Annotated in this window: 26 protein-coding genes, 1 tRNA gene and 1 pseudogene; 16 read left to right on the top strand and 12 right to left on the bottom strand. The window is 73.1% G+C overall.

Annotated elements, in window-relative coordinates; translation table 11 throughout:
- Positions 1–38 precede the first annotated feature (38 nt).
- From AC0GKK_RS03585 to AC0GKK_RS03510, 16 genes and pseudogenes are all read left to right on the top strand, one after another.
- Entirely contained in the window at positions 39–713 is a 675-nt protein-coding gene (locus AC0GKK_RS03585; RefSeq protein ID WP_489883161.1) for a DUF4097 family beta strand repeat-containing protein, read from the top strand.
- A gap of 190 nt (positions 714–903) precedes the next feature.
- Positions 904–1797, top strand: coding sequence for a ParA family protein (locus AC0GKK_RS03580; protein ID WP_482637328.1), 894 nt, complete (start codon positions 904–906; stop codon positions 1795–1797).
- A gap of 2 nt (positions 1798–1799) precedes the next feature.
- Positions 1800–2663 (top strand): annotated as a pseudogene (locus AC0GKK_RS03575) (segregation and condensation protein A); the annotation flags it as partial.
- A gap of 355 nt (positions 2664–3018) precedes the next feature.
- Positions 3019–4449, top strand: coding sequence for an SMC-Scp complex subunit ScpB (scpB, locus tag AC0GKK_RS03570; RefSeq protein ID WP_489883160.1), 1431 nt, complete (start codon positions 3019–3021; stop codon positions 4447–4449).
- Positions 4450–4454: 5 nt separating this feature from the next.
- On the top strand, positions 4455–5216 hold the full coding sequence (locus AC0GKK_RS03565) for a pseudouridine synthase (RefSeq protein WP_489883159.1): 762 nt from the start codon (positions 4455–4457) through the stop codon (positions 5214–5216).
- Positions 5216–5578, top strand: a complete 363-nt coding sequence (aroH, locus tag AC0GKK_RS03560) for a chorismate mutase (RefSeq protein WP_062394311.1) — start codon at positions 5216–5218, stop codon at positions 5576–5578. The genes AC0GKK_RS03565 and aroH overlap by 1 nt, the downstream gene beginning before the upstream one ends.
- Positions 5579–5680: 102 nt before the next feature.
- The gene (gene cmk / locus AC0GKK_RS03555; RefSeq protein ID WP_224402974.1) at positions 5681–6355 is read left to right on the top strand and encodes a (d)CMP kinase; all 675 of its coding nucleotides are present in this window, start codon (positions 5681–5683) and stop codon (positions 6353–6355) included.
- Positions 6352–7047 carry a lysophospholipid acyltransferase family protein gene (locus AC0GKK_RS03550; protein WP_208823969.1) on the top strand — a complete coding sequence of 232 codons (696 nt, stop codon included), beginning with the start codon at positions 6352–6354 and terminating at the stop codon, positions 7045–7047. The genes cmk and AC0GKK_RS03550 overlap by 4 nt, the downstream gene beginning before the upstream one ends.
- 83 nt (positions 7048–7130) lie before the next feature.
- The gene (der, locus tag AC0GKK_RS03545) at positions 7131–8543 is read left to right on the top strand and encodes a ribosome biogenesis GTPase Der (protein ID WP_208824014.1); all 1413 of its coding nucleotides are present in this window, start codon (positions 7131–7133) and stop codon (positions 8541–8543) included.
- Positions 8543–9523, top strand: coding sequence for a quinone oxidoreductase family protein (locus tag AC0GKK_RS03540; RefSeq protein ID WP_489883158.1), 981 nt, complete (start codon positions 8543–8545; stop codon positions 9521–9523). Before der ends, AC0GKK_RS03540 begins: the two co-directional genes overlap by 1 nt.
- A gap of 59 nt (positions 9524–9582) precedes the next feature.
- The gene (locus tag AC0GKK_RS03535) at positions 9583–9816 is read left to right on the top strand and encodes a hypothetical protein (protein WP_405417467.1); all 234 of its coding nucleotides are present in this window, start codon (positions 9583–9585) and stop codon (positions 9814–9816) included.
- Between the two features lie 26 nt (positions 9817–9842).
- Positions 9843–11618, top strand: coding sequence for an ATP-binding protein (locus AC0GKK_RS03530; RefSeq protein ID WP_489883157.1), 1776 nt, complete (start codon positions 9843–9845; stop codon positions 11616–11618).
- 59 nt (positions 11619–11677) lie between these two features.
- Positions 11678–12751, top strand: a complete 1074-nt coding sequence (locus AC0GKK_RS03525; RefSeq protein WP_489883156.1) for a helix-turn-helix transcriptional regulator — start codon at positions 11678–11680, stop codon at positions 12749–12751.
- Positions 12752–12825: 74 nt separating this feature from the next.
- On the top strand, positions 12826–13599 hold the full coding sequence (locus AC0GKK_RS03520; RefSeq protein WP_489883155.1) for a DUF5995 family protein: 774 nt from the start codon (positions 12826–12828) through the stop codon (positions 13597–13599).
- 26 nt (positions 13600–13625) lie between these two features.
- Positions 13626–14351: a LuxR C-terminal-related transcriptional regulator gene (locus AC0GKK_RS03515; protein WP_489883154.1), complete on the top strand. Its 726-nt coding sequence runs from the start codon at positions 13626–13628 to the stop codon at positions 14349–14351.
- Positions 14352–14378: 27 nt separating this feature from the next.
- Positions 14379–14452: transfer RNA gene (locus AC0GKK_RS03510), tRNA-Pro, on the top strand.
- A 352-nt stretch (positions 14453–14804) separates the two neighbouring features.
- Here AC0GKK_RS03510 and AC0GKK_RS03505 read toward each other — a convergent pair.
- From AC0GKK_RS03505 to AC0GKK_RS03450, 12 genes are all read right to left on the bottom strand, one after another.
- Complete coding sequence (locus AC0GKK_RS03505) at positions 14805–16733, bottom strand: FAD-dependent monooxygenase (RefSeq protein WP_482637334.1); 1929 nt, start codon at positions 16731–16733, stop codon at positions 14805–14807.
- 3 nt (positions 16734–16736) lie between these two features.
- A complete protein-coding gene (locus AC0GKK_RS03500) occupies positions 16737–17450 on the bottom strand; it encodes a class II aldolase/adducin family protein (protein ID WP_482637335.1) in 714 nt (237 codons plus the stop codon).
- 52 nt (positions 17451–17502) lie between these two features.
- The gene (locus AC0GKK_RS03495) at positions 17503–18294 is read right to left on the bottom strand and encodes an IclR family transcriptional regulator (protein WP_482637336.1); all 792 of its coding nucleotides are present in this window, start codon (positions 18292–18294) and stop codon (positions 17503–17505) included.
- A gap of 86 nt (positions 18295–18380) precedes the next feature.
- The gene (phtC, locus tag AC0GKK_RS03490; protein WP_179760128.1) at positions 18381–19109 is read right to left on the bottom strand and encodes a 3,4-dihydroxyphthalate decarboxylase; all 729 of its coding nucleotides are present in this window, start codon (positions 19107–19109) and stop codon (positions 18381–18383) included.
- Positions 19106–20350 carry an NAD(P)/FAD-dependent oxidoreductase gene (locus tag AC0GKK_RS03485; protein ID WP_482637337.1) on the bottom strand — a complete coding sequence of 415 codons (1245 nt, stop codon included), beginning with the start codon at positions 20348–20350 and terminating at the stop codon, positions 19106–19108. The genes phtC and AC0GKK_RS03485 overlap by 4 nt, the downstream gene beginning before the upstream one ends.
- Positions 20350–20544 carry a ferredoxin gene (locus tag AC0GKK_RS03480; RefSeq protein WP_010223632.1) on the bottom strand — a complete coding sequence of 65 codons (195 nt, stop codon included), beginning with the start codon at positions 20542–20544 and terminating at the stop codon, positions 20350–20352. Before AC0GKK_RS03480 ends, AC0GKK_RS03485 begins: the two co-directional genes overlap by 1 nt.
- Positions 20545–20576: 32 nt before the next feature.
- Positions 20577–21380 (bottom strand): 3-(cis-5,6-dihydroxycyclohexa-1,3-dien-1-yl)propanoate dehydrogenase, encoded by an 804-nt coding sequence (gene hcaB, locus AC0GKK_RS03475; protein ID WP_482637338.1) that lies wholly within the window; start codon positions 21378–21380, stop codon positions 20577–20579.
- Positions 21377–21712: a hypothetical protein gene (locus AC0GKK_RS03470; RefSeq protein WP_482637339.1), complete on the bottom strand. Its 336-nt coding sequence runs from the start codon at positions 21710–21712 to the stop codon at positions 21377–21379. Before AC0GKK_RS03470 ends, hcaB begins: the two co-directional genes overlap by 4 nt.
- Positions 21709–22317: a 3-phenylpropionate/cinnamic acid dioxygenase subunit beta gene (locus AC0GKK_RS03465; protein ID WP_073575176.1), complete on the bottom strand. Its 609-nt coding sequence runs from the start codon at positions 22315–22317 to the stop codon at positions 21709–21711. The genes AC0GKK_RS03470 and AC0GKK_RS03465 overlap by 4 nt, the downstream gene beginning before the upstream one ends.
- Positions 22314–23696 (bottom strand): Rieske 2Fe-2S domain-containing protein, encoded by a 1383-nt coding sequence (locus AC0GKK_RS03460; RefSeq protein ID WP_482637340.1) that lies wholly within the window; start codon positions 23694–23696, stop codon positions 22314–22316. Before AC0GKK_RS03460 ends, AC0GKK_RS03465 begins: the two co-directional genes overlap by 4 nt.
- Positions 23697–23801: 105 nt before the next feature.
- Complete coding sequence (locus tag AC0GKK_RS03455) at positions 23802–25271, bottom strand: aldehyde dehydrogenase family protein (protein ID WP_482637341.1); 1470 nt, start codon at positions 25269–25271, stop codon at positions 23802–23804.
- An 80-nt stretch (positions 25272–25351) separates the two neighbouring features.
- Positions 25352–26722: an SLC13 family permease gene (locus tag AC0GKK_RS03450; protein WP_482637342.1), complete on the bottom strand. Its 1371-nt coding sequence runs from the start codon at positions 26720–26722 to the stop codon at positions 25352–25354.
- Positions 26723–26786 lie beyond the last annotated feature (64 nt).

Genomic DNA, 26786 nt, shown 5'->3' with positions numbered 1-26786 from the left:
TTCCGGGACCCATGCGGCACGGAGCGTGGGCGACACGGGTGACGACACTGGCGGCGGCCGGACTCCTCCTGGCCGGATGCGGTGGTGTCGCCGCCGGGCAGGAGCGGCAGGAGGCGGTGAACGAGCCCGTCGACGGGACGGTCACCCGGGTCGAGGTCGACTCCGACGCCGGGGCGCTGCGCCTGGTCGCGGGGGAGAAGGCGTCGGTCGAGCAGGACCTGCGGTGGACCGGCGAGGCCCGCCCGCAGGTCGAGCAGAAGGTCGACGGCGGCGTCCTGCGGATCACCGTCCGCTGCCCGGACCAGGGCAGCGACCGCTGCCAGGCCGGTCTCGTGGTGACCGCGCCCGCCGCGTCGTCGGCGCTGGTCGACGTGCGTGCGGGCGGCATCGAGGTCCAGGGGCTGACCGGGGCGCTGGACCTGACGTCGTCGGTGGGCGAGGTCAGCGCCACCGGTGCCGGACCGGGCGACGTGCGGGCGAGGTCCAGCGCCGGCGCGGTCGAGCTGACCTTCGCCGCGGCGGCCGCGGACGTGACCGCGGAGTCCAGCGCCGGCGGCGTCGGGATCCGGGTCCCGGTCGGTCCGGCCTACGAGGTGACCGCCGAGAGCTCCGCCGGATCGACCGAGGTCGGCGTCCCCGACCAGCCCGGTGCCGACCACCGGATCACCGCGAAGAGCAGCGCGGGCGGGGTCTCGGTCCTGCCCGCCCGCTGAGGCGCGACACGCCGGGGCGCACCGTCGGCCGGACGGCGCCCGCCCGCAGGTAGGGTGACCTGGAAATCCATACCGCGACGTGGCCCGACGGGGACGTCGCCGCACGTGGGGACATCTCCTGCAGTGCGGTCTCAGGCCCTGACCGGGACCCGGGACCCGGCACGGTACCCGCGACGAGACCGGAGACCGCATGAACCCGACGCGGCCGGAGGCCCAGGGCAGGCTCGACGACCCGAGCGACGAGCCGACGCCGGATCACGGGCGAGGCACCCAGACCACCAGCGCGCGCGCTCCCGAGCCCGCACCGCTGTCGGTGCACGGCCCGGCCCGCGTGATCGCGGTGGCGAACCAGAAGGGCGGCGTCGGGAAGACGACGTCGACGATCAACCTCGGGGCCGCGCTCGCCGAGTACGGCCGCAGGGTCCTGCTCGTCGACTTCGACCCGCAGGGCGCGCTGTCGGTGGGCCTCGGCGTGCAGCCCCACCAGCTCGAGTCCACCGTCTACAACCTGCTGATGGAACGCGGCGTCGAGGCCGACGAGGTGCTCCAGGACACCGGCGTCGAGAACCTGGACCTGCTGCCGTCGAACATCGACCTGTCGGCGGCCGAGGTCCAGCTCGTCACCGAGGTCGGCCGGGAGCAGGCACTCGGCCGTGCCCTCAAGCGGTTCCTGCCCGACTACGACATCGTCCTCGTCGACTGCCAGCCGTCGCTGGGCCTGCTCACGATCAACGCGCTCGCCTGCGCCGACGAGGTCCTCATCCCGCTGGCGTGCGAGTTCTTCTCGCTGCGCGGCGTGGCACTGCTGATGGACACCATCGACAAGGTCACCGAGCGGCTCAACCCGGACCTGCGCCTGCTCGGCGTGCTGCCGACGATGTTCGACACCCGCACGCTGCACACCCGTGAGGTCCACGACCGCGTGGTGGAGGCGTTCGGGGACAAGGTGTTCGACGCCGTCATCAACCGGACGATCAAGTTCCCGGAGACCACGGTCGCCGGTGAGCCGATCACGACGTGGGCGCCCACGTCGTACGCCGCGGAGGCGTACCGGATGCTCGCCCGCGAGGTCATCGCCCGGTGACACTGCTCGCCGACGGTGCTCCCGAAGGTCTGGGCGACGGTCTCGACGACAACGACGTCGCCGCGCCGCGGACCCGTCGTTTCACCGTCCGGCTGTACAACTTCGAGGGCCCGTTCGACCTGCTGCTGCAGCTGATCGGCAAGCACGAGCTCGACCTCACCGAGATGGCCCTGCACAAGGTCACCGACGACTTCATCGCCCATCTCACCGACCTCGGCGACGACGCCGACCTCGACGAGATCACCGAGTTCCTGGTCGTCGCGGCGACCCTGCTCGACCTGAAGGCCGCGCGGCTCGTGCCCGGCGCCGAGGTCGACGACGAGGACGACCTCGCCCTGCTCGAGGCCCGTGACCTGCTGTTCGCCCGGCTGCTGCAGTACCGCGCCTACAAGGAGGCCGCGGCGCTGTTCGTCGAGCTCGAGAACGGCGCGATGCGCCGCTTCCCGCGCTCGGTCGCGATCGAGGACCGCTACGCCGAGCTCCTGCCCGAGGTGCTGCTCGGCGTCGACGCGCAGGCCTTCGCCGAGCTCGCCGCCGCGGTGTTCCGGCCCCGCCCGCCCGACGAGGTCGGCGTCGACCACCTGCACGCGGTGCACGTGTCGGTGCCCGAGCACGCGGCGATCCTGCGGGAGCGGCTCGCGCTCGCCGGGACGGCCACCTTCGCCGACCTGACCGCCGACTGCGTCGCGACGCTGGAGGTCATCGCCCGGTTCATGGCGCTGCTGGAGCTGTACCGGGAGCGCTCGGTCGCCCTGGAGCAGCCGGAGGCGTTCGCCGACCTGACGGTCACCTGGACCGCGGACCGCGAGGACGACCCGGTCGCCTACGCCGCCGCGCTGGAGGACGAGGCCGCGGCCGCCGAGGAGGCGGTGCGGGCGCGCAACCGGCGCCGCCGGAAGAGGAACCGCGTCGACGAGTCGGTCGCGTCCGGCCCCGGCTCCGCCCCTGACTCCGTCGCCGACTCCGACCCGGACTCCGATCCCGATGCGGACTCCGGTTCCGGAGCGGACCCGGATGCTCGGGACGCGGACGATCTGGACACGGACACGGACACGGACACGGACACGGACACGGACACGGACACGGACCTCGACGACCTCGGCGGTCCGGACTCCGACCTCGACCGCCCGGACGAGGCGGATCCGGTCGGCCCGGACGAGGACCTCGACGATCTGCACGCGCACCGTCCCGAACCCGACGACGAGAGGACCGGAACCACCGGTGACTGAGCCGGACGACCGGCCGGGCTCCGACGACCCGGAGGACCCGTCCGAGCTGCTGCGCCTGATCGGCCGTACGGTGCCGCGCAGCCCGCACGCCACCGCGTCGCCGCAGGTCGCGCCGGGCGCGGACGAGCGAGCCGCCCCGGAGCCGGAGGCCACGGCCGACGCCGCCGACGAGGACGCGACCACTGCCGACGCCGAGCTCGCCCGCACCGCGGAGCCCGCCGACGACGTGGATCCGTCGGCCGACAGCGACGGCGCCGTGGCAGATGGCGTCGTCGCCGATCGCGCGGCTGCCGACGGCGTCGCTGTTGATCGAGCCGGGGCACATCACACAGATGCCGGCGCCGCCACCGGGGCGGCCGGGGCGCACACCTCGGAGCAGCCCGAGCCCGCCACCGCCACACCTGTGACGCCCCGTCCGGGCGATCGAGACGCGCGTTCCGGCCCTGCCGAGGGCGGAAACGTGCATCTCGATGGGTTCGGAGACCTCACCGTCGGCGATGCCACCGCCTCCGACACGTCGGCGGACCATCGAGCGCTGCGAAACCGTGCTCGCGACGACGCATTCGCAACGCTCGACGCCGACGGCGACTGGTCCGGGCGCCCCGGCGGGCGCGAGTCCGGCCACGCCGCCCCGGCGACCGAGCACCCCGCGGCGGGGCCCGGTGACACAACGGTTGTCCCGGCAGCCGGGACCGCGACCGGCGCCGCGGCCGGGCCGGCCAACGCAGCCGGGCCGGCCAACGCGGCCGGGCCGGAGAACACAGCCCACGGAGCCGAGGGCCCGCGAACAGCGGACCCAGGAACCGAGGAACCCGGAACCGAGGAACCCGGAACCCGGGACGAGCCGGAACCCGAGGAGCCCGAGTTCCACGAGCTCGCCGACGACACCGAGCTCGAGCACGCACTGGAGGCGCTGCTGCTCGTCGTCGACGCCCCCGTCGACGAGCCGTCCCTGGCCACGGCGCTGCACCAGACGCCGTCGCGGATCCGGCAGACGCTGCACCGGATGTCGCTGGCCTACACCGCCGACCGGCGCGGCATCGACCTGCGCCGCGCGGGGGAGGGCTGGCGATTCTACACCCGCGACCGTTACGCCCCCTACGTCGAGAAGATGCTGATGGACGGCCAGCGCGCCCGGCTGACCCGGGCCGCGCTGGAGACCCTCGCGGTCGTCGCCTACCGCCAGCCGGTCACCCGTGCACGGGTCTCCGCGGTCCGCGGCGTCAACTGCGACGGCGTGCTCCGCACCCTGCTCACCCGTGGACTGGTGGAGGAGGCCGGCACCGAGGAACACACAGGGGGGACACTGTTCCGGACGACCGAGCTGTTCCTCGAACGGCTCGGGATCTCCTCCGTGGCCGAGCTGCCCCCGCTGGCACCGCTGCTGCCCGACATCGACGCGATCGACGACCTGGAAAGCTAGGCACCATGAGCAACACACACGACCCCGACGGCGTCCGGCTCCAGAAGGTGCTGGCCCGCGCGGGCGTCGCCTCCCGGCGCGCGGCCGAGGACCTCATCGCGCAGGGACGCGTGCAGGTCGACGGCGAGACCGTCCGCGAGCAGGGCCGCCGGATCGACCCGGACACCGCGGTCGTCCACGTCGACGGCGCCCGGGTCACCCTGCGTGACGACCAGGTCTACCTGGCGCTGAACAAGCCGTTCGGGCTGCACTCCACGATGTCCGACGACATGGGCCGGCCCTGCGTCGGTGACCTGCTCGCCGACCGTGTCGAGATCATGAACACCGCGCAGAGGCTGTTCCACGTCGGCCGGCTCGACGCCGAGACCGAGGGGCTGCTGCTGCTCACCAACGACGGCGAGCTCGGCCACCGGCTGATGCACCCGTCCTACGAGGTGCCCAAGACCTACCTCGCCGAGATCGAGGGCAAGATCGCCCGCGACCTCGGGCGACGCCTGCGCGACGGCATCGAGCTGGACGACGGCATCGCCCGTGTCGACTCGTTCAAGCTCGTCGACGCCGTCCCCGGCCGGGCCACCGTGCAGCTGGTCCTGCACGAGGGCCGCAAGCACATCGTGCGGCGGATGCTCTCGGAGGTCGGCCACCCGGTGCAGCGCCTGGTCCGGACCCACGTGGGGACCGTGGCCCTGGGCAACCAGCGTCCCGGCAAGCTGCGTCCCCTCGACCGCGTCGAGGTGGGCTCCCTGTACAAGGCGGTGGGTCTCTGATGGCCGTGCGGGCCCTGCGGGGCGCGACCCAGGTCGACGCCGACGACCGCGGGCAGATCCTCGACCGCTCCGCCGAGCTGGTCACCGCGGTGCTTGAGCGCAACGAGCTGGTGTCCGACGACATCATCTCGATCTGGTTCACCGCCACCCCGGACCTCACCGCCGAGTTCCCGGCGTACGCGGCACGGCTGCTCGGGCTGACCGACGTGCCGCTGATGTGCGCCACCGAGATGTCGGTGCCCGGCGCGCTGCCGCGGGTGCTGCGGCTGCTCGCCCACGTCGACACCCCGAAGCCGCGCTCGGCGATGCGGCACGTCTACCTGCACGGGGCGCGGGCGCTGCGCACCGATCTGCCCCAGTAGGACACCCCGCCCCGTCGTGTCGGGGGCCGACCGGCGACAATGCCGGACGCAGCAACTCGAACACGGTGGGGGAACAAGGTGGCCTTGCGGGGCGTCGTCGCGATGGACGGTCCGTCCGGGACGGGCAAGTCGACCGTCTCCCGACGGCTGGCGCAGGCCTGCTCGGCGGCCTATCTGGACACCGGGGCCATGTACCGCGCCGCGACGCTGGCCGCGCTGCGCGCCGGCCTGGGCGAGGGTGCGGCGGAGGACGAGATCGCCCGCGCCGCGATCGGGGCCCGTCTGGAGTCGGGCACCGACCCGGTCGCCCCGACGATCACCCTGGACGGCGAGGACGTCTCCGGCCCGATCCGCGGCCCCGAGGTGACCGGGTTCGTCTCGGCCGTCTCCGCGGTGCCGCAGGTCCGGGCCGAGATGGTCGCCCGCCAGCACGCCCTGATCCGCGCGGCGGTCGAGAGCAACGGCGGGATGGTCGTCGAGGGACGCGACATCGGTACCGTCGTGGTGCCGGACGCGCCCCTCAAGGTCTACCTGACGGCGTCGCCGGAGGTCCGCGCGGCGCGGCGCGGGCGGCAGGACGAGAAGGCGGGCCGCAAGGCCGACCTGCACGTCACCCTCGCCGACGTCGAACGCCGGGACCGGCTCGACTCGTCGCGCCGCGTCTCCCCGCTCTACGCGGCGGCGGACGCGCTGGTGCTCGACACCGACCACCTGTCGGCGGACGCGGTGCTGGCGAAGCTGCGCGAGCTCGTGTCCGCGCGGGGGCTGGACGGGTGAGCCGGGCGCGTGCGCTGCCGGAGGACGCTCTCGGGTGGCTGCACGACCTCGGCCGCTGGATCGGCACCTGGCTGTGGGTCCCGTTCTTCCGGGTGCGGATCCGGCACCGGGAGCGGATCCCGGCGACCGGTCCGGTGGTGCTCGTCGCGAACCACAGCGCGTTCGTCGACGGACCTCTGCTCTTCGGCATGTTCGGGCGCCGCGTGGTGTTCCTGGTGAAGGCGGAGATGTTCTCCGGGATCGTGGGGACACTGCTGCGGTGGCTGGGACAGGTGCCGGTGCGGCGTGACGTCGTCGACCGGCGGCCGCTGACGACCCTGCTGGAGGTCCTGCGCGACGGCGGCATGGTCGCCGTCTTCCCGGAGGGCACCCGCGGCACCGGCGAGGTCGGCAGCGACATCGGCAGTGCCCGGCAGGGCGCGGCCTGGCTGGCCCGCTCGGCATCGGCGCCGCTGCTGCCGGTGGCGGTGCGCGGTACGCACCGCCCGGCGGGTGCGGCCCGCCGCCTCCGCCCCCGGGTGGACGTGCTGGTCGGCGACCCGCTGCCGGCGCCGACGGCGCCGGGACGGAACGGCCTGGCCGCCGCGACCACCGAGGTCACGGAGGCCCTGCGGACACTGGTCCGCGAACTGGACAACGAACACAGGCAAGTGACACGGCCCGACGCGGCCGGGGACGTGAGAGAGCAGTGAGCGAGAGCAGCGAACGCGGAACGAGCCTCGGCGGGGCGTACCGCAGCGGCGTCGAGATCGGTGACGCGGCCGACCGGGCCGAGATGGACCGGCTCGGGCTGGACCCGACGGAGTTCGTGGCCGTCGACGAGGAGGGCGTCGTCACCGCGGGGATCGACCCCGACGAGATGCTGGCGACCCCGACCCTGGCCGTCGTCGGCCGCCCGAACGTCGGCAAGTCGACCCTGGTCAACCGCATGCTGGGCCGTCGCGAGGCGGTCGTGCAGGACGTGCCGGGGGTGACGCGCGACCGCGTCGTCTACGACGCGCTGTGGAACGGTCGCCGGTTCAAGCTGATGGACACCGGTGGCTGGGAGCCCGACGCCGCCGGCCTGCAGGGGTTCGTCGCGAAGCAGGCCGAGACCGCGATGCGCCTCGCCGACGCCGTGCTGCTCGTCGTCGACGCCTCGGTCGGCGCCACCGCGACCGACCAGGCCGTCGCGCGGGTCCTGCGCCGCGCCGACGTGCCGGTGATGCTGTGCGCCACCAAGGTCGACGACGACCGGCTCACCTCCGACACCGCCGACCTGTGGCGGCTCGGGCTCGGCGAGCCGCACCCGGTGTCCGGCCTGCACGGCCGCGGCTCCGGTGACCTGCTCGACGCGATCCTGGAGATCCTCCCCGAGACCCCGCGCGACGACTTCGGTGCCTCCGGGGGCGGTCCGCGCCGCGTCGCGCTCGTCGGCAAGCCGAACGTCGGCAAGTCCAGCCTGCTGAACAAGCTGGCGGGCGAGGAGCGGTCGGTCGTCCACGACGTCGCGGGCACCACCGTCGACCCGGTCGACTCCCTGGTCGAGCTCGACGGCCAGGTGTTCCGCTTCGTCGACACCGCCGGCCTGCGCAAGCGGGTCAAGATGGCCTCGGGCATGGAGTACTACGCCTCGCTGCGGACGAGCTCCGCGATCGAGTCCGCCGAGGTCGCGCTGGTGCTGATCGACGCCTCCGAGCCGATCGCCGAGCAGGACCAGCGGGTCCTGACGATGGTGGTGGAGTCCGGGCGCGCCCTGGTCATCCTGTTCAACAAGTGGGACAAGGTCGACGAGGAGCGCCGCCACCAGCTCACCCGTGAGCTGGAGCGCGACCTGATCAGCGTGCGCTGGGCGGAGCGGGTCAACGTCTCCGCGCTGACCGGGCGGTCGACCCAGCGGATCGCGCCCGCGCTGAACCGCGCGCTGGAGTCCTGGGACACCCGGGTGCCGACCGGGCGGCTCAACCAGTGGCTCAACGACCTCGTCGCCGCGACCCCGCCGCCGGTCCGCGGCGGCAAGCAGCCGAAGATCATGTTCGCGACGCAGGCGCAGACCCGCCCGCCGACGTTCGTGCTGTTCACCAGCGGGTTCCTCGAGGCGGGCTACCGGCGCTTCGTCGAGCGCCGGCTGCGCGAGGAGTTCGGGTTCGGCGGCACGCCGATCCGCGTCTCGGTCCGGGTCCGCGAGAAGCGCCCCCGGAAGAAGTGATGCGGGCCCTGCGCGGCCGTCCCGGTGCCCGGACCTGGGAGGTCGACGAGATCGACACCCCGGTCCCGGGCCCGGGGGAGCTGCTCGTGCGGGTCCGGGCGGCCGGGGTGAACCGGGCCGACCTGCTCGCGCTGGGTGGCGGCTATCCCGTCCCGCACGCCGACGACGACGGCTCGTTCACCGCGGGCATGGAGCTCGCCGGTGAGGTCGTCGACGCGGGTCCGGGCGTCACCGGTGCCCCGGGCCGCGGGCCGGGGGACCGGGTGTTCGCGTCGGCGCCCGCCGCGTTCGCCGAGTACGCCGTCGTCGACGCCCGCCGCGCCCTGCCGGTCCCGTCCGGCCTGTCCTGGACCGACGCCGCCGCGCTGCCGGTCGCGCTGGAGACCGCGCACGACGCGCTGGTCACCCAGGCCGGGTTCGGCGCCGACGGCGGCGCCGTGCTGGTGCTCGGCGGCAGTACGGGGGTCGGGCAGGTCGCGATCCGGCTCGCCGCCGCGCTGGGGGCCGCACCGGTCCTCGCGACGACGACCTCGCCCGCCAAGCGCGCCGCGCTCGTCGACGCGGGGGCGGTCCCGCTCGTCGGGGTCGACGCGCTGGGCGACCTCGACGGGCCCGTCGACGTCGTGCTGGACTTCGTCGGCGGCGACCACCTGGCCGCGGCCCTGCCCGCCGTGCGGATCGGCGGGACCGTCGTGCAGATCGGCCGGCTCGCCGGCCCGTCGGCGACGCTGGACCTCAACACCCTGTCCTTCCGCAGGCTCCGCCTGATCGGCACCACCTTCAGCGTCCGCAGCGCCGACGAGCGGGCGGCCGTCGCCGCGGCGCTGACGCCGGTCCTCGGCCTGGTCGGCGACGGCCGGGTGCGCGCCACCGTCGACCGGGTCGTGTCCCTGGACGACGCCCCCGGCGCCGTCGCGCACCTGCGGTCCGGCGGGGCCGTCGGCAAGGTCGTGGTCGAGGTCGAGGTCGCCGGATCGTGACGCCGCGCCTGTAACCACCGGCGGTGCCCCGACGAGTGCCCGGACGTGACGGTGTCGAGGTGACGGTGTTCGAGCGGCTCTGGGTGTGGCGAGTGCGCGCCGCCTGCGAGTTGGCGCTGGCCCTGTGCGGCGGCGACGAACTCGTCGACGACGCCCGCACCGAGGCCTCCTGGTACGCCGACCTGCTGCACCCGTGGGACGGCCGGGGCTGCGAGCCCGACGCCCGCATCCACGCCTGGCTGTCGATCCTGCTCGCCCGGCGCACCGTCGCCGTGGGACCCCTGGAACGGTGACGACACCGTCACTATCGTGGCCGGGCGTGAGGGAGACACCGGCCGAGGTGTTCCACGGCCGAGTCGCGGAGCTGGACCTGCTCGCCGACGCGCTGCGTGACGCCGTCGCCGGCGGGGCCTCGGCCGTGCTCCTCGGCGGCGACGCGGGGGTCGGCAAGACCCGGCTGGTGTCGGAGTTCGGCCGCACCGCGACGAGCGGCGGCGCGGTCGTGCTGTCCGGCCGCGCGCTGGACATCGCCGACGCCCCGCCGTTCTGGCCCGTCGTGTCGGCGCTGCGCGAGCAGTCCCGCACCCGCGGCGCGCTGGGCCGGGAGTGCGCGGCCGCGCTGTCCCGGCTGGACCGCGCCGACGGGCCGGCCGGGCGGGTCGAGATGCTGGGCGAGCTGGCAGCCGTCGTCGAGCGGGCGGCCCGCCGGGCACCGGTGGTGCTCGTCGTCGACGACCTGCACCGCGCCGACCGCTCCACCCGCGACCTGTTCGCCTACCTGCTGGCGGCGCTGTCGTCGTCGCCGGTGCTGCTGGTCGGCACCTACCGCGACGACCCGGCCGGTGGCGTCCCGATCGACCTGCTCGGGCTCACCGGGGAGCTGCGCCGCCACCGCGGCGTGCGCTTCGCCCGGGTGGAGCCGCTGCCCCGGCACGAGCTGGCCGAGCTGGTCGCGCAGTGGGCACCGGGGCGCCACGACGTCGAGGACCTGGTGTGGCGGCACTCCGGCGGGAACGTGTTCCTGGCCCGCGAGACCGTCCGTGCCGTGCTCGACGGGGACCCGCGGGGCGTGCCGCAGACCGTCCGCGAGCTGGTGCGGGCGGGCGCCGCCGGGCTGTCGACGGGGGCGGTGGAGGTCGTGCGGGCCGTGGCGGCCGGGGTCGGGGAGGTCGAGCACACGCTGCTGGCCGCCGTCGTCGACGTCGACGGGCCGGAGCTGGCCGCGGCCGTGCGGGAGGCGGCCGACGCCGGGTTCGTCGTCGTCGCCGGTGCCGACGGCTACACGCTGCGGCACGGCCTGATGACCGAGGTCGTCTCCGCGGACCTGCTCCCCGCCGAGCGGGTCGAGCTGCACGGCCGCTACGCCACCGCGCTGCACGGCGGTCACCGCGTCCCCGGGTCGGCGGCCCGCCTCGCCCACCACTGGCAGCTCGCCGGGCGCCCGGACGAGGCGCTGGAGGCGACCCTCGACGCGGCGCAGGAGGCCGAACGGCTGCGCGGCTACGCCGAGGCGCACCGGCACTGGCTGCGCGCGGCGACGCTGCCGGTCCCCGACGCCGTCCGCGACCGCAGCCGCTACCTGGAGCGCGCCGCGTCCGCGGCGGCCCTGGCGGGCGACCACGACTCGGCCGTGGCGCTGCTCTCCGAACGGCTCGGCGAGCCCGACGCGCCCCCCGGCACCGAACAGGCGGTGCTGCGCTCCCGGCTCGGGCGCTACCTCGGTGCGGCGGGCCAGCTGGCCGAGGCCGAGGAGGCCTACCGGCGCGCCGTCGCCACCCTGCCCGCCGGCGACGATCCGGCCGACACCGCCGTCGCCGCCCGCGCCGAGGTCCTCGCCGGTTACGCGGGCGCGCTGCTCGACCGGGCCGACTACGCCGGTGCCCGCGCCGTCGCCGAGGACGCGCTGGTCGCGGCACGCCGGGTGGGGGAGCCGCGGGCACTGGCGTCGGTACTGGCGACGCTCGGGTTCGGTGCCGCGCACTCCCTCGACGGCGCCGCCGGACTCGACGCGCTGACCGAGGCCGTCGCCGTCGCCGAGGCCGACGGCGACCCGGAGACGCTGGGGAGTGCCTGGCCCGGCGCGCGGAGCTGCTGACCGGCCCGCTCAACGCCCTCGACGACGGCGTCGCCGCGGCCCGGGCGGGAGCCGAGCGGATGGCCGGGCTGGGGCTGGGCCGGACCTCGTCGGTGTCGCTGCGGGTGGTGGCGGCGAACGGGCTGTTCCGCGCCGGTGCCTGGGACGAGGCCGAACGGGAGGTGGCGACGGCATGGTCGGCCGGCCCGTCCGGGGCGCAGATGCTGGAGCTGCGCCTGGCCCGCGCCCGGCTGCGGATGGGCCGTGGCGACCTCGACGGCTCCGACGTCGATCTCACCGCGGCCGAGCTGATCGCCGGATCGACGGGCCTGCCCAAGCAGCGGTTGCCGCTGCTGATCCTGCGCGCCGGGCTGGAGATGTGGCGGGGCAACCCGGAGCTGGCGTTCGCCCACGTCGGGAAGGGGCTCGACGTCGTCGAGTCCGGCATCGACGACGTCTTCGCGGTCGCGCCGCTGCTCTGGCACGGTGCCCGCGCGCACGCCCAGGCCGTCCTCGCCGGACGTCCCCCCGACGCCAGCGGGCTGCGACGGCTGCGCCGCCACCGGCGCGACCTCCTCGACCGCGGGGACCGCTCCGCCCCCGCGCTGCGCGGGGTCATCGCGAGCTACGAGGCCATGTGCTCCGCCGAGGACGCCCGGACCACCGCGGGGTCCGACCCGGGCACCTGGCGAGGCGTCGCCGACCTGCTGGACGGCCTCGGCCAGCCCTACCCGGGCTCCTACGCCCGGCTGCGCAGCGCCGAGGCGCTGCTGGCGGGCCGCCGCACCGAGGACGGCACCGCGGACCTGCGCCGCGCCGCCCGGCTCGCCGCGGGTTTGCGGGCCGGTCCGCTGCTCAGCGAGATCGCCGAGGTCGCCCACCGGGCCCGGATCGAGGTGCCCGAGCTCGCCGCGGTCGTGACGGACGGTCGTGCCCCGGTCGCCGTGGACGGTCCGCTGGCCCGGCTCACCGACCGGGAGCGGGAGGTGCTGGAGGTCCTCGCCGACGGCGCCACCAACAAGCAGATCGCGGCCCGGCTGTTCATCACCCCGAAGACGGTCGGCGCCCACCTCGCCTCGGTGTTCGCCAAGCTCGACGTCACCAACCGCACCAGCGCCGCGGCCGTCCTCCGCGAGCACCGCACCGACATCTAGGTCATTCGCCCTATACCTTCGCCGGGCACGTTCGACCAGGCTGATCACCGGATCGAGCGACACGGAGGCAGGCGATGACGGCCACCATCGAGACGCCCTCCGGCGAGGGCACGGCCCCGGCGGGCCGGGCGCGCGTCGGAGCGCTGCTCGCGACGCCACCGGAGACGATCGACGGTGTCGTCGCGCGCCTGGAGCACCTCCAGGAGATCCTCGAGTGCGAGTACGGCCCCGGTGACGGCGTCGCCTCGTTCAACCGGCTCTACCTGCGCATCACCCGCGGCATCCGGGACCAGCTCGACGACGACCTGTTCGCGGACCGGGACTTCCTGGTCCGGCTCGACGTCGAGTTCGCCCGCCGCTACTTCCGGGCCCTGTACGCCGAGGCGACCGGGGGGACCCCGCCGCGGTCCTGGGGGGTGCTGCTGGAACGCCGTCACCACGAGCGGATCTCCCCGGCGGAGTACGCGGTGGTCGGGGTGAACGCGCACGTCAACTTCGATCTGGCGCCCGCGGTCGTGCGTACCTGCACGGTCCTCGGGCGCAGTACACCCGGCCCGGCCGAGCGGGCCGACTACCGGGCCGTGAACGACGTGTTCTCGCTGCACATGGTCCGCCTGCTCGACGGCTTCGACCGGAACGACCCCGGCGAGACCTCGCTGTCCGAGCAGCTGCTCGGCTGCGTCGCCGACGTCCCGGTGGTGCTGGCGCGCGACGTCGCCTGGCGGCAGGCCCTGGAGCTGTGGGAGCTCCGCTCCCGGCCGATGGAGTACGAGAACGAGGTCGCGGCGCTCGACCGCCGGACCGCGCTCCTGGGGCGTGGCCTGCTCACGCTGGGAGCCCTGACGTGACACCCGCCCGAGTGGGGGGCGGGCGGGTGTCACACCCCCGGCCGGAGACGGTCGCACCGCTCGCGACGGTGCTGATCATCGACGACCACGAGCTCGTCGGGTCGTCGCTGGCGCTGGCCCTGCGCGCGGAGGGCGAACCGGCCTCGTTCCGCCCCGCGCACTCGCACGTCGACGTGCACCGCGCCGTCGCCGGGGTCGAGCCCGGACTGCTGGTCCTCGACCTGGACCTCGGACGCGACGCCGAGGGCCGCCGGATCGACACCATCCCGCTCATCCCGGGGCTGCGCGCCCAGGGGTGGCGGGTCCTCGTCCTCTCGGGCAGCTCCAGCCCCACCCGGATCGGCGCGGCCCTGCACCAGGGCGGCTTCACCTGGGTGTCGAAGACGGCCTCGATGCCCGCACTGGTCGTCGCGATCCGGGAGGCCCGCGTCGGGCGGTCGCTGCTGCACACCACCCACCGCGACGAGCTCGTGCAGCGCTACGTCGAGTGGGACCGCCGTCAGCGCGCCGTCCGCGGACGCATCGCGACCCTGACCCGCCGCGAGCGGGAGGTCCTCGAACTGCTCGCCGGCGGGGTGCGGGTGCACGCCATCGCCGAGCACTTCGTCGTGTCGCTCCCGACGGTCCGCACGCAGGTCAGGGCGGTGCTCGCGAAGCTCGACGTCGGGTCGCAGCTCGAGGCCGTCGCGCTCGTACGCAGCGTCGACGCCACGGACGACACCCCCGGTGGGATGCTGCCGTGGGTACGGTAAGGTTCCACGTGCCCCGCGAGGGGTGGCCGGGACGTGGCGCAGCTTGGTAGCGCACTTGACTGGGGGTCAAGGGGTCGCAGGTTCAAATCCTGTCGTCCCGACTGTCGGAAACGGGCGGTATCACCTTCGGGTGGTGCCGCCTTTTCTGTTTCTGACCTGGGGATACGTCGACGGTGATGATCCTCGGACGATCATCCTCAATGATCACACTGGAGTCCACTGTGGTCGTATTGTGGAGCAGACGTGAAGCACGTTGCTCCATGGCGCGAACTGAGGTCATGGTCGTGCTCCACGATCGTTGTGCCGTCGGGTGATTCTGGTGTGGTGTGGTGCGGTGGGGTGGTCACGTCCCGCCGACGCACGGTTGCTCGGATTGCGTGGACGGTGAGCATCGCCACCGCGACCGGGCAGTCGACTCTTCGGCGTCCGATTGGCGCACCGGGTGATCGGAGCTCATCGCGCCGGTAGCAGGACTCCGGACAGGAAATCGGTCAGTTCCTCGTGTCCGTGCAGGGGGAGTACGTGCGCGACGTAGTGGTCCGGGCGGACGAGAACCATGCATCCGGTCTCGCGGTCCACGCCCCGGATGTCGAAGACGTCGTCCTCGGCGGGGTCCGGGCAGAACATCTTCTCGTAGTCGACCAGGCCGAACCTGCCCTTGCGGGGCAACAGGACCGCAGGCATCCGGTCAAGGGCCAGGTCGCGGTGGTGCTGCTGGAACACGGCCCGGACATCGATCACGGAGTCCGGCTCGGTGCCCGCGGGGGTGAACCGCGTCAGTGCCGACCGGTCCGAGCCGAGGACCTCGCACAGCTGCCGGAGCGCGGAACGGGTGGCGGCGGGATCCGCCCGGTCGGCGAAGAGGTAGAGGCGCCAGGCGCCGTCGGCCCGGGCGACGTGTCCGAGGTGCATCGGTGCGGCGTCGGCCAGCCGGACGACGGGGGCGGAGTGGAACCGCATCCCCACCGGGAACCCGGGGGCGAGGTGCTGGGACGACCCGGCCGCGGTGATCATCGACGGTGGGTAGCGGACGGCGACGCCCGCGGTGAAGCGTCCCTGGTCGCGGAAGTACTGCTGGAACGTGGCGGGGTCGACGCCGTCCCCGTCGGCAGCGTCGGACTCCGACGGGCGGGCGCTGAACATAGCGGCGAACTCGCGGTCGAAGTCGATGAGCTCCTGGGCGACCTCCTGGCGCTCCTGGCTGTAGGTGTGCAGGAGCTCGGGTCGGGCCGTTCCGCGTAGCACCGAGCCCAGCTTCCAGCCGAGGTTCCAGGTGTCGGCCATCGACACGTTCATGCCCTGCCCGGCCTTGGCGCTGTGGGTGTGGCAGGCGTCGCCGGCGATGAACACCCGCGGCAGGCGGGTGTCGGTCTCACCGGCGGGGACGTCGTCGAACTTGTCGCACAGGCGCTGGCCGATCGCGTAGACCGCCCACCACCCGACGTCGTGCACCTCGAGGGTGTACGGGTGCAGGATCCGGTTCGCCACGGCGGTGAGCTTCTCCGGGGTGGCGTCCTGGTTCCGGAGCATGTCCCGGTCGCGGACGTTGTCGAGCTCGATGTAGAGCCGGACCAGGTAGCCGCCCTCCCGCGGGATGATCAGGATGTTGCCGTCGTTGGCGGAGTGGACGGCGCACTTGAGGCGGATATCGGGGAAATCGGTCACCGCCAGGACGTCGAGGACGCCCCAGGACTGGTTCATCGGATCGCCGACCAGGCTGCGGCCGATCGCCTGGCGGGTACCGCTGCGCGATCCGTCGCAGCCGACCACATACCTGGCCCGGATCGTCGAGGACTCGCCGGTCGGCTGCAAGCCCTCGAGGTGCACGAGCTCGACGGTGACCGGGTGGTCGGACGAGCCGCTGGTGTCGATATCGATGTCGTCGGCCTGCAGGCCGTAGAACGGTGTCGTCCGGCTCGCCGACCGCTCCATGTGCTCGCGCAGGTGGGCGAGCATCCGGGCCTGGTTGACGATCACGTGCGGCATCTCGGAGAGGCCCTCCTCGACGTCGTCGACACGACCGGCGCGCACGATCCGGGACCGGTCCTCCGGGTCCGGACGCCAGAAGCTGACCTCGTTGACCCGGTACGCCTCGTCGATCAAGCGGTTGGCCAGGCCGAACGCCTCGAACATCTCGACGGTGCGGCAGGCGACCCCGTCGGCCTGTCCGACCTCGAGGGGGCCGTCCTTGCGGTCGACCACCACCGTCCGGATGTCGGGGAAGTTGGCCAGCTGCGCCGCCAGGACGAGACCGGCGGGACCGCAGCCGACGATCAACACGTCGGTCTCGTCCGGCAGGCCGGACGGCCGCTCCCGTACCCACGGGTGCGCGTCCTCGACGAGGGGATCGCCTGTCCGGTAGCCGTCGAGATGGAACTGCATGGCTCAGCCTCCCCACCGGCGCACGAGGTAGTCCCAGGCTGCCTGCACGGCGCGGTCGTTGTAGATGTGGTCCCGCTTGGCCAGCGACTCCTCGGGCGGCGACCAGGTCGGCCATCCACCGGCGGCGTGCGTGCGCAGCTGCTGCTCGCACGCCTGCTCGAGCAGCACCGCGGCGACGGTGGCCGCCGGCAGCGTTGCACCGACGGCCACGATGCCGTGGTTGACCAGGAACACCGCCCGGGCGTCGCCGAGTGTGAGCGCGACCGATCGGCCCAGGTCCGGGGTGAGGACGAGGTCCGCGGTATCGGTGAAGCGCGGGACCGCCGGTGGAACGAAGTAGTTGGCCGCGTGGCTGACCGGGCGCAGGTCCTGCCCGCTGGCGGCCAGGGCGACGGCATGTGGTGGGTGCGTGTGCACGACCGCGCCGACGTCCGGGCGGGCCGCCATGATCTCGGTGTGGATCGGGTACTCACTGTGCCGTGCGCCGTCGCCCTCGAGCACCGTTCCGGACGGGTCGACCAGGTGCACCCGCTCCGGGGTGACCTCGTCGAGCCCCCACTCCGCGGTCTTGAGCCAGACGCCGCGGCCGTGCGGGTCGCGGACCGAGGCGTGCCCCCAGATCAGGTCGTGGTGGCCGGTGGCGGCGAGCACCCGGCACGACGTGGCCACCAGCTGGCGGAGGTCGGTCGTCGTCGGGGTTACGGACTCGATGGTCATGCGGATGCGGTCTCCGATCGTGTGGACGTCTTTCGCCCCACGATGTGGAGCGTCAGAGCAGGAGCTTGTCGATCTCCTCGGCTGCGGCGAGCAGCTGCGCGAGGACGGTTTCGCGGGTACAGGCCGTCATCCGGCTGACCGGGGCGGAGGCCGTCACGGCCAGCGGCGTCGGGCCGGAGGACAGCGCGACGGCGAGGGAGCTCACGCCCTCCTCGCTCTCCTCCTGGCTGGTCGCGAAACCTTGGCTGCGAACCTCGGCGAGCTCGCGCACCAGATCGGTGCGGGTCCCCACGGAGTTGGGGGTCAGGCGGGTCAGCTCCTCGTCGGGGTAGATGCGGAACAGGTCCGCCTCGGTGAGGGTGGCCAGCATCGCCTTGCCGTTGGACGTGCAGTGCGCCGGCATCGTCCGGCCCAGCCGGCCCCCGACGCGCAGCGCCCGGCCGCTCTCGATCGAATCGATGAAATGCACGTCGCTGCCCTCGAGCCGGCCCAGGTGCACCGTCTCGTTCAGGTCGGCGTTGAGCCTCTCCAGCACCGGCCTCGCGCGGGTGCGTACATCGAGCCGACGGAGGACGCCGAAGGCGAGCCCGTCCAGCGTCGGCCCCGGGATGTAGCCGCGGGTGCTGGGCTCCTGCCGAACGAACCCGCGGTACTGCAGCATCATCAGCAATCGGTGCGCGGTCGATGAGGCGACGTCGAGATACTGGCTGACGTCGGTGAGCCGCAGCCGCGGTCGCTCGCCGAGCAGCAGCAGGATCCGCAACGCGTTGTCGACCGACTCGATCGGATACCGCGGCGACTCGCCGTACTCCGGTGAGGGCGGAAAGCCCTCGACTCCGTCCATGGCACGACCCTACGCGATGTCTGCTGTGCAGAGAGTCGCACTCGGCATGGGTGGTGGCCGGGTCCGAACTCCGGTGCTCGCTCATGTCAGGCCAACCGTGCGAGCTCGTGCCGCCAGGCCGTGTCATGGTTGAACGAGCCGCCGAGATCGGGCAGCTCGGCCATGTCGGCCTCGGGCAGGTCCCGCAGCCGCCCGCCGGCCGAGACGACGGTCAGGGACAGCCGCGCGATCCGTTCCACCGACACCGCGTTCAGTACCGCCTCCGGCACGCCGGCGCCGGCGCTGGTCAGACCGTGCCCCCGCAGCAGCACCACCGGGCAGCTGCCCATGGCGGCCAGCATCTCCGCGGCCAGTGTGCGGTTGCGGATCAGTACCGCGCGGGGATACACCGGTACACCCGCGTGGGCCAGCTTCGTGCCGGGCATGTCGAACGCGCCGATGATCGGGCGGATACCCAGCCCGGCGAGGTCGGCTGCGACCACCGTCTCCGGGTGTGCGTGTACGACGGCTGTGACCTCGGGCCGGGTCCGGAGCACCTCGGCGTGCAGCGGCAGCTCGTTCGGAGGGTCCCACCCCTGCAGCTCGTCCGGGGTGCCCGGCTCGCCGTCGAGCGTGACCAGGTGCACGTCCTGCGCCGTGGTCCAGGCGAGCCCGCGCTCCTGCGGTCCCCGGCAGCGCACCAGCAGCCGGCGTTCGTCGATCCGCAGGCTGATGTGTCCGAGATAGCCGGGGGCCAGGTCGCGAGCGGCCAGGACCCGGCAGGCGTCGGCGACCTGCCGGCGGAGCGGGGCCAGCTCCGTGCTCGGGTCGGTCACGACGTGCTCGCCGCGCGGCGGGCCGGGAGCCCGGCGAGCTGGGCCACGGCGTCGTCGAACGTCGCGGCAGTGCCCATCAGCCTGCGGCAGACGACCAGCGCCTTCGGCCAGTTCACCGTGACCGCGCCGCACAGCAGGCCGCTGTCGTCGGTGTAGACCGCGGCGCCGCGCGCCTGCGCGCCGTCGAGGTCGCCGAGCAGCTCGTGCCGGGTCGCGGCACCCGGCCGTCCGACGATCTGGATCCGCCAGTCGTACTGGTCGCTCCACACGTACTCGACCGGGCGGTGTGCGCGGAGGTCGTCGGGGTGCACAAGGTTGTGCGCGACGACGGCGGCCTGCTCGACGGCGTTGGTCCAGTGCTCGACGCGCCGGTGCTCCTCGAGGCCGGGGTGGTACCAGCGGGCCACGTCGCCCACCGCGTACACGTCGGGGGATCCCGGTGCGCGGCCGTGCTCGTCGCAGACGACGCCGTCGTCGACCAGCAGGCCGGAGTCCTGCAGCCAGGCATCGTTCGGGATCGCGCCGATCCCGACCACCACCGTGCCCGCGCCGAGCTCGGTGCCGTCGGTGAGCCGTACCCGTAGGTCTCCGGCCCGCCCGTGCACGTCCTCCACGCCCACCCCGAAGCGGGTGGCGACGTCGTGCCGGTGGTGCAGCGTGGTGACGTGCTCGGCCACGGCGTCGCCGACCACCCGGCCGATCGGAGCCGGCAGCGGGTCGACGACGGTCACCTCCCGGCCCAGTGAGCGGGCGGTCGCGGCCACCTCGGCCCCGATGAAACCGCCGCCGACGATGACCACGGGGCTCTGCGCGTCGAGGTCACGGCGCAGCGTGGTGGCGTCGGCGAGCGAGCGGAGCACGTGCACCCCGGACTCGGCGATCCAGGGGGAGGGCCGGGCGTCGGCTCCGGTGGCGAGGACGACGGCGTCGTAGCCCAGCGCCGTGCCGTCGGCGAGCTCGATACGCCGGCCGGCGACGTCGAGCCGCGCCGCGCCGACGCCCAACCGCAGCTCGATGCCGGCCGCCTCGGCGGCCGCGGTGCCGAGCAGCGTGATCCGGTCGGTGTCCCACACACCGGCCAACAGCTGCTTGGACAGCGGCGGCTTGTCGTAGGGGAGGTCGGCCTCCTGCCCCACCAGCACGATCCGGCCGGTGAATCCTTCGGTGCGCAGCGCCTGCGCGGTGCGTACACCGCCGACGGAGCTGCCGACCACGACGACGGTGCCGGTGGTCCGGTCCATCAGTCCTCGATGCCCAGCGCGTCGACCGGGCAGCTGCGGGCCGCTTCCTGCACCCGCGGGCGGTCCTCGTCGGCGATCTCCGTCCGGAGCAGCACGACCTTGCCGTCGTCGTCGATGTCGTAGACGTCCGGGGCGCCGGTGATGCAGTTGCCGTATCCCTGGCATGCTTCGACGTCGGCCAGTAGCCGGGCCATGGTGGTCCTCTCTGTGGGGTGGGTCGGGTTCGTCACGAACGCTTTCGCGGCGCGGAGACGCCGGTTCCGCCGTCGGGGTGCACGACGCCGCCGGTGATGCCGCGCGCGCGTTCGGAGGCGAGGAAGACATAGCTCCAGGCGTGGTCCTCGCCGGACAGCGCCACCTGCAGCGGCACCCGGGCGGCCAGCTCCTGCTCCCGGCCGGGGGTGTCACCGAGGCTGCGGTCGGCGGTGCCCAGGCTCGGCAGTCCGCGGAGGTCGGTGCCCACCGTGCCGCCGGGCGCGACGCCGTTGACCCGTACCTCGGGCGCCAGGTCGTGGGCGAGGGCGGTGACCAGTCCGCGGACGGCGAACTTGGAGGACATGTAGAGGATCCCGCCGCGGCCGGGGGAGTAGGACGAGGTCGACTCGGTGAGCAGCACGACCCCGCGTCCGGACTCCTGCAGGTGACCCAGCGCCGCCTTCACCGAGTGCAGGTGGCTCAGGACGTTGGTCCGGAACATCTCGTCGAAGGCGGTGTCCAGGACGTCGGCGTCGAGCTCGGTGATGCTGCGGTAGAAGTCGAACACCCCGACGCAGTTGACCAGGACGTCCAGCCCGCCGAAGGCCTCCACCGCGGCTGCGACGGCACGGTCGTTGTCGTGGCGGGTCGTCGCGTCGCCGACGGTGACCGGCACCTCGGGTCGGGCCGCCGCGAGGGCGGCCGACTTCTCGGCGTCCCGTTCGAGGACCGCGACCCGGGCGCCCTCGGCCCGGAACACGTCGACGACCGCGCGGCCGATGCCCGACCCGGCCCCGACGACCAGGGCGCGCCTGCCCTCCAGCCACCCGGTCACGAGCCGGCCCCGCTCGGTGCGGGCGGTGTGTCCTCGTCGGGGATCAACGGGGCGAACGGGGTGCCGATCATCGCGGAGAACGTGGCGGTGTTCTGCCAGGTCAGCGACTCGAGCTCGAGCGGGCACAGGGTGACCCACTGCCCGGACTTGGGCGACTCGACCAGCAGCCGCGCCCCGTTGCGGGTGCGGACCAGACGCACCCGGACCTCGGCGAACTCGTTCGCCACCGTGATCGGCTCGCCGGCGGCGTTCTCCAGCAGCTCGGCGTGCTCGGACGCGGCCCGGCGCGCGGCCCGCGCGTCGGCCTGCTCGCCCTCCCACCTCAGCGTCACAGGAAGATCGCCAGGTTCTGCATCCGCATGACCGAGTCGTCGACCAGGATCGTGCGGCGGGCCAGCTTCCAGCCCTCGGGTGTGGAGCGCAGCAGGTCCTCGCGCCCGGCGGAGACGAACGAACCCTCGCGGACGTCGCCCCGGTTGCGGAACAGCAGCGTCGCCGACTCCACCACCAGGTGATCGGGGTCGTCGGCGGCGAACGTGCGCACGTTGCTCAGGTGGTGGCGCAGCCGCGACGGGGGGTCCTCGGTCCAGGCGTGCTCGGTGAGAAACCGGGCCACCCGGCGCGAGAGCGAGTACTTGTCCTCGTCGAAGTGGGCCATGCCCGGCGAGGTGTCGTAACCGGCGCCCAGGGCGGTGGTGACCCGTACCGGCATCAGGTAGTGGATGTCGTCGGTGAGCAGGTCGAGCCACTCGCTGTAGGCCTGGGCGTCGAGCAGCCACGCCTCGTCGACCAGCCACTGGTGGGCCGTCAGGTGGCGCTCGTCGCCGAAGCCGATGGTGGTCCCGGTGCGCTGCACGCGGGAGGCGTGCCCGCCGAGGGCGGACCGCGACGAATGCGTCCCGGGACCGGTCGGTGCGGTCGTGGTCGGGTTGTTCATGCCGGGGTCACCGCCTCGGGCTCACCGACGGTCAGGGTGCCGGCGGCCGCCTGTGGGGTCGCCAGATCGTCGGCCCAGCGATGGAGCAGTGCCCGCTGGTTGTACTCGCTGTAGCCCGTGTGGGCCGAGCCCGGGCCGTGGAACTGCTCGGGCGTCAGCTGGGGGACGACCTCGGTGTCGTCCTCGAGGATCCCCATCCGGCTGTTGAGCTGGAGCCGCCGTGCCATCGAGCCGGCGGCGGTGTTGGTGAGCGAGACCCAGTTCTCCACGTCGTCCTGCTCGAACATGCCGGTCGAGCCGAAGCACATCAGATAGGCCTTGTAGGACAACGCCTTGAACTCCTCCGGGGCCTCGGCGTCGACCGCGAACCAGGACAGCACCTCGGTCTCGTCCTCACTGATCGGCTGCCACTGCCGGATCGAGATGAACGGCAGCACGTCGTCCGACTCGGCCACCCGGGGCCAGTTGTGGACGAACGACAGGTTCGGGTAGATCGACGCCGCGCTGATCATGAAGCCGTCGGTGCCGACGAGGTCACGCTGGTCCTGCGACCACTGTTGCGTCATCCGGTCGACCATCTCCTGGGGGTAGCCGACGTAGCGCAGCCGCTCGTCCAGGGTGCCCGGCGGGAGCTTGTAGGTCGTCCCGCCGCCGGCCCCGGCCCAGTAGGTGGCGCCGTCCTTGCGCTTCTCCGCCTTGGGCTCGCGGAACAGGCCGATCTCCACGACCGAGGTGTGGGTCTGCGGGGTGTGGTACATGTCGCCGGCGAAGTTCTCCGCGCCGATCTTCCAGTTCGCCTTGACCCGCCACCGCTGCGGGCCGCGCAGCTCGATGCCGCTGGCGCTCTGCTTGGTGTAGTAGTCCAGGTAGAACCGGAAGTCGCCGAGGAACTCCTCCAGCGGAGGAGCCTGCGGGTCCATGCTGAGGAAGATCATGCCGTTGTAGGTGGCCAGGTTCGGGGCCGGCAGCAGCCGCTGACCCTTGCGCTTGAAGCCCGCCTCGCCGCCGTAGGCGTCCTGGTGGAACGGCAGGCCGACGATCCGGCCGTCATTGCGGTAGGACCAGCCGTGGTACGGGCAGCGGAAGTGCGAGGCGTTGCCCATCTCGGCGCGGCAGACCTGCATGCCGCGGTGCAGGCACATGTTGAAGTGCGCGCGGATCTCGCCCTGCTCGTCCCGGGTGACGATGAACGAGTCCTCCAGCACCCTGCGGACCACGTAGTCGCCGGGCCGGGCGATCTCGGACTCGTGCCCGACGAAGACCCACGCGCGGGAGAAGACGCGCTCCTTCTCGAGTTCGAAGATCTCCCGGTCGTTGTAGACGTGCGCGGGGATCATCCCGCGACGCACGGCGTCGAGAACGTCGGTCTGGTCGGTCATCGATCCGTCCCCTCGGGCGCCCGTGGGCCGCCCCGATGCGTGTTCTGCTTAGAAGAGTCCATCTCTGTCCAGTAGAGCAACTTGCTCTGGGTGCGTCAACCGGGTTCAGCCCTGCAGAGCGACTGTCACGGCCTTGGTCTCGCTGTAGGACAGCAGTTCCTCGACGGACTCCTCGCGCCCGACGCCGGAGGACTTCGTCCCGCCGAAGGGGAGTCCCCAGTAGTGGCGGGAGCTGCCGTTGATCCAGACGTAGCCGGCCTGCAGTCGCCCGGCCATCCGGTACGCGCGGGTGACGTCGCTCGTCCACACCCCGGCAGTGAGGCCGTAGTCGGTGCGGTTGGCGATCTCGACCGCGTCGGCCTCGTCGGCGAACGTGAGCACCGAGAGCACCGGGCCGAAGATCTCCTCCATGGCAGCGGGGTTGTCCGGTGCCATGTGGGCGAGCACGGTCGGAGCGACGTACCAGCCCTGCTCGCCGACGGTGTCGGGGCGCCCGCCACCGGCGACCACCTCGGCGCCGGCATCGGTCGCGGCGTGGATCGCACCGAGCGTCTTGTCGTACTGTCTGCGGTCGATCACGGGGCCCATCTGGGTCCCGTCGGTCAGCGGGTGCCCGACCCGGACGGCGCGCACCTGATCGACCACGGAGGCCAGAACCTCGTCCGCGATCGACTCGTGCAGCAGCAGCCGGCTGGTCGATCCGCAGGACTGTCCGGCGGTGGCGGTGAAGTTCATCCCGGAGACGGCGCTCGCCGCCGCCGCGTCGAGGTCGGCGTCGGGCATGACGACCAGGGCGTTCTTGCCGCCGAGTTCCAGGGTCACGTACTTCACGCCGGACTCCGCGGCCTCGCGCTGGATGAGCCGTCCGGTGTCGGGTGCCCCGATGAAGCCGATCCTGCGGATCAGGGGGTGTCTGACCAGCGCCTGTCCGCTGACCGCGCCACGCCCCGACACGACCGCGCACAGATCTGGCCCGAACACCTCGGCGGCGAGCTCGGCCATTCGGAGCGAGGACAACGGCGCCTGGTCGGGAGCCTTGAGGACGACGGCGTTACCGGCGACCAGGGGAGCGGCGACCTTCCCTGCGGCGAAGAACAGCGGATGGTTGAACGGGACGATCCGGCCCACGACGCCGTAGGGTTCCTGCACGCTGTAGTGCAGGTTCTCCGACAGCGGGTAGGTCGCCCCACCCAGGGCCAGGGCGTGGTCGGCCATGATCTCGAGCAGGGTCGCCGCCGCGTCGACGTCGGCCCGCATGACCGGCAGCGGGAACCCGGCATCGACCGCGTCGAGGGTGGCGAGTTCGTCGGTGTGTGCCCGCAGCAGAGCCGCGAAGTCGCGCACCGTCGCCGCGCGCGCTCTCGGCGGGAGCGATCCCCAGGCGCGCTGTGCCCCGGCGGCGGCCGCCACGATCCGGTCCACGTCCTCGACCGAGCAGTCCGGGGCGTCGGTCAGGATGCCGCCGGTCGTCGGGTCCTCCACCTCGTAGCGGGCCGTACCGCCCAGCGGCCGACCGCCCAGGAGAACCTCGAAACGGCCGTCGACGACGGCGCGAGGGGTGTCGGACACGGTCATGGGTGAGTCCTTCCGGAAGAACGAGCCGGCGGCGTGTCGTCGCCGACGTGCGGCAGGAGGAGGTGTCTCCCCGGGTCGGCTCAGCTCGTGGGCAGGACGAACAGGAGCCACGTGATCACCGGTGCCGTCACCACCATCCCCGCGCCCCAGCCGAGCATCGTGCGGAACAGCGGCCGCCGCTCCTGCTCCGGCGCGGTGGCCAGGGTCAGTGCTCCGACCGAGGAGAAGGGGGTGGAGTCGACGACGGTCGCGGAGATCGACAGCGCGATGATCATTCCGGTCACACCGACCTCGCCCTGGACGAGGAACGGCACCGCGAGCGGGATGAGGACTCCCAGCAGGCCGGCGCTGGAGCCGAACGCGGACGTGAACGCGCCCACCAGGCAGAGCAGGTACGCGGTGAGCAGCGGCGCACCCAGCGCGGCGATCCCGCCGCCGATCACGTCGACCGTGCCGTAGCGCTGCAGTGCCCCGACGAAGGTCACGATGCCGCAGATGAGCAGCACCACCGACCACACGATCCGCTTGTCGGCCAGCTGGAAACGGGACGGGAACGTCAGGTGCAGCAGCGCCGCCGCGATCAGGGCCAGGAAGCCGATCTCCAGGTCGAGGACGAGGGCACCGACGGCGACGGCGACGATGACGACGAGCGTCACCATCTGGTCCAGGCGCAGCCGGGTGCGATCCGGGACGTCGAGGGACGGCTTCGTGGAGGTCGTGCCCGAGGCCGCCCCACCGGGCCCGGCATCGACCGCTCTGCTCGTCGCGTCGCCATCGGCCACATGTGTCCCGGCACTGCCCGCGCGGACGAGCGCGGCGGCGCTCGTCGCCTGCTCGTGACGTCGGCGCAGCAGGTCGCGACCGCCGAAGCAGAGGTAGATCACGACGGCCAGCATGATGTTGTACGCCGCGTTGCCGAGGAAGAGTTCGGCGGCGGAGACCTGGAGTCCGTTGTTCTCGGCGGTCTGGCGGACGATGACCGCAAGGCCGTTGAGCGGCGAGAAGTTCCCGAGGCACGAGCCGTGCATGACCATCAACGCCGCCATCCGGCGGTCGATCCCGTAGCGCTCACCCAGGCGCATGCACAGCGGGGCCAGCATGGCGACGCCTGCCGGGCCGAGTGCGCCCGCGGTGGTCGGGATCGCGGAGAAGACGAAGATCAGCCACGGGACGAGGACGGGGCGGTCGCCCACCAGTTCGATGGCTCGATCGACCAGCCACTCCAGGGTCCCGTTCACCGCGGCCAGGCCGAACAGGTAGGTCACCCCGACCAGCAGGACGAACAGATCGGGGGGGAATCCCGCGATCGCCTCGTCGGGGCTCTCGCCGACGACGAGGGTGCCGACGAGGAATGTCGCGATCAGTGCGAGTGCGCCGATGTTGACCGGTCGGACTGTGCCCACGATGAACACGAGTACGAGGGCCACGACGCCGATGACGTGGATGGACACGGCTCTCCCGCCGACGGTGGGTCGCGCGGCGACCGGGACGGCACGGTCCCGCCCTTCGGGGTTG

This window comes from Pseudonocardia sp. P-1 (assembly GCF_058111925.1).
Note: the sequence above shows the minus strand (reverse complement) of the source record. Positions and strands in the feature narration are given on the sequence as shown.